Annotated in this window: 2 protein-coding genes and 1 pseudogene; all 3 read right to left on the bottom strand. The window is 65.0% G+C overall.

Annotation, left to right across the window (positions count from 1 at the left end):
• Nucleotides 1-554 (bottom strand): annotated as a pseudogene (locus ACK5IR_RS08645) (nitric oxide reductase D protein); the annotation flags it as partial.
• A gap of 11 nt (nucleotides 555-565) precedes the next feature.
• Complete coding sequence (locus ACK5IR_RS08640) at nucleotides 566-1,372, bottom strand: CbbQ/NirQ/NorQ/GpvN family protein (RefSeq protein ID WP_416927924.1); 807 nt, start codon at nucleotides 1,370-1,372, stop codon at nucleotides 566-568.
• Nucleotides 1,373-1,378: 6 nt separating this feature from the next.
• A partial coding sequence (locus ACK5IR_RS08635; protein WP_416927922.1) for a cbb3-type cytochrome c oxidase subunit I occupies nucleotides 1,379-2,557 on the bottom strand: 1,179 nt, incomplete at its 5' end.

Here is a 2,557-nt window from a genome sequence, read left to right as displayed (position 1 = left end):
GCCGCCTCGGTCGGCGGCAGGCGCGGAATCTTGCGCTGGATCAGCGCGGCGGCGCGAAGCTCGCCGTAAAGCGGGCGGAATCCGGGGGCCTCTTCCAGTGCGCGGCGAACGCTTGCCTGGGACTGATGCAGCGCAAGCAGGTCGGCCTGAAGCGGGTCGAGCGGCTCGGTCGCGCCGGCTTCGGCCCCGGCGGCGCAGGCGGCCAGCCAGATATAGAGCGCGGCATTGGCCTCGCGCGAGGGAAAGACGGCGAGACTTTCGGGCAGGCGCAGGGCGGCACCGTCGAAACTCGCCCGCGGAGCGGTTTCGGCCCAGGTGCCCAGCATCCGGCGGTACGAGAGCCGGTGGCGGCTTTGCTCCTCGAATACCGGTTTGATCTCGACGGAGGGATCGCCGCCGAGCCCCCGAAACAGGACTGCCAACCGCCCGCCGACCTCGGTAAGGCCGACCCGGGCTCCTTCATGGACGACGGGCGCGTCCAGACGGCTGGCAAACCCGTGCCAAAGTTTCCCGACTGTTTCTTCGGGTTCCCATGGCTCGATTTCGACCGGCATCACCGCTTGCCTCACCCATAGATGGCGGTAACGAGGTCGAGGAGCCCGCGCTTCACATCCCGGTCGTCGGTCAGCGGCTCGATCATCGCCGCCAGTACCGCGCGATCGACCGGCATGCCCTGCCGGATCAGCGTCGCGGCATAGATCACCAGACGGGTCGAAACGCCCTCTTCCAGATCCTGACCCTTGAGATCGCGCAGCTTGCCGGCAAGGCGGACAAGCGGCCGGACGCGCTCCTCGTCGAGACCGGATTCGCGCGCGACAACCGGGATTTCATGTTCGGGGCGCGGAAAATCGAATTCCACCGACAGGAAACGCTGCCGCGTCGACGGTTTCAGCGTCTTCAGGATATTCTGGTAGCCGGGGTTGTAGGAGGCCACGAGCATGAAGCCAGGCGCGGCCTCGAGTTCCTCGCCGGTGCGGTCGATGGGCAGGATGCGGCGATCATCGGTCAGCGGGTGAAGCACCACGGTCACGTCCTTGCGCGCCTCCACCACCTCGTCGAGATAGCAGATCGCGCCTTCGCGGACGGCACGGGTCAGCGGCCCGTCGACCCAGACCGTCTCGCCGGCCTTGAGCAGGTAGCGCCCGATCAGATCCGCCGCCGACAGGTCGTCGTGGCAGGCGACCGTGTGCAGCGGACGACCCAGCCGTGCCGCCATGTGGCTGACGAAACGGGTCTTGCCGCAGCCGGTCGGCCCCTTGAGCAGAACCGGCAGGTCGTTTTCGGCGGCGGTGGCGAAAATCTCGCATTCGTCGCCCTGAGGCAGGTAGAAGGGGGCGCTTGCCGCCCCCTCCAGATCGTTGTGCACATTCATCGGGGATTACTCCGCAGGTGTGTGTTCGGCCTTGAGGCGGGCTTTTTCCACCGCGCCGGGTTCGATGACCTCCTTGCCGGGAGCCAGCACGGCATAGATGAAGAGGTAGGCCCCCACCACCACCGCAAGCCCGGAGCCGAAGCGCATGACGTAGAAGACCCAGAGCTGATCCTGCACATCCATGTAGGGCATGCCCAGCACCCGCTGAAGATGGGTCTGCACCGTGCCGGCAAAGGTCAGGGTGAAGGTCATGAAGGTGATCCCGCCCGCCATCAGCCAGAACGATGTCATGTTGAGGACCTGATTGTAGGGGTCACGCCCCAGCAGGACCGGCATCGCGTAGGTCATGATCGCGCAGTTCAGCGCCACATAGGCCCCGAAGAAGGCGAGATGGCCATGGGCCGCCGTGATCTGGGTGCCGTGCGAATAGTAGTTCACCCCGTGCAGCGTATGCAGGAAGCCCCAGACGCCGGCGCCGAAGAAGGCCAGCGTGGCGCAGCCGAGCGACCACAGCAGCGCGGCCTTGTTCGGGTGATCGCGCCGGCCCTTCCAGACCATGACGAAGGCAAATGCCATCATGGCGAAGAAGGGCATGACCTCGAAGCTCGAGAAGATCGAGCCGACCCACTGCCAGTATCCCGGCATGCCGATCCAGTAGTAATGGTGGCCGGTCCCCAGGATACCCGAGAAGAGCGCCAGCGCGGCGATGACATAAAGCCATTTCTCGACCACCTCGCGATCCACGCCCGTCAGCTTGAGCATCAGGAAGGCGAGGATCGAGGCCATGACGAGTTCCCAGGTGCCTTCGACCCAGAGGTGGACGATGAACCACCAGTACTGCTTGTCCAGCGCCAGGTTGATCGGGTTGTAGAAGGCGAAGAGGAAGAGCAGCGCAATACCCCACAGCCCCAGCAGCAGGATATTGGTGATCGCGGTCTTGCGGCCCTTCAGCACCGTCATCGAGATGTTGTAGAGAAAGATCAGCGCCGCGACGACGATGCCCGCCTTGACCCAGGTCGGCTGTTCGATGAATTCGCGGCCCTGTTTGCCGAGCAGCCAGTTTCCGTCGAACAGGTTGAAGACATAGGTCAGCACCGCCCCCAGCGTACCGAGGACGAGGATGGCAAGCTGGAGATAGGCGAGCTGCGTCGAGTGAGTCTCGCGCTCGGCCTCCTCGGGCACCAG

This window comes from Tropicimonas sp., assembly GCF_047971885.1.
GTDB lineage: Bacteria > Pseudomonadota > Alphaproteobacteria > Rhodobacterales > Rhodobacteraceae > Tropicimonas.
Note: the sequence above shows the minus strand (reverse complement) of the source record. Positions and strands in the feature narration are given on the sequence as shown.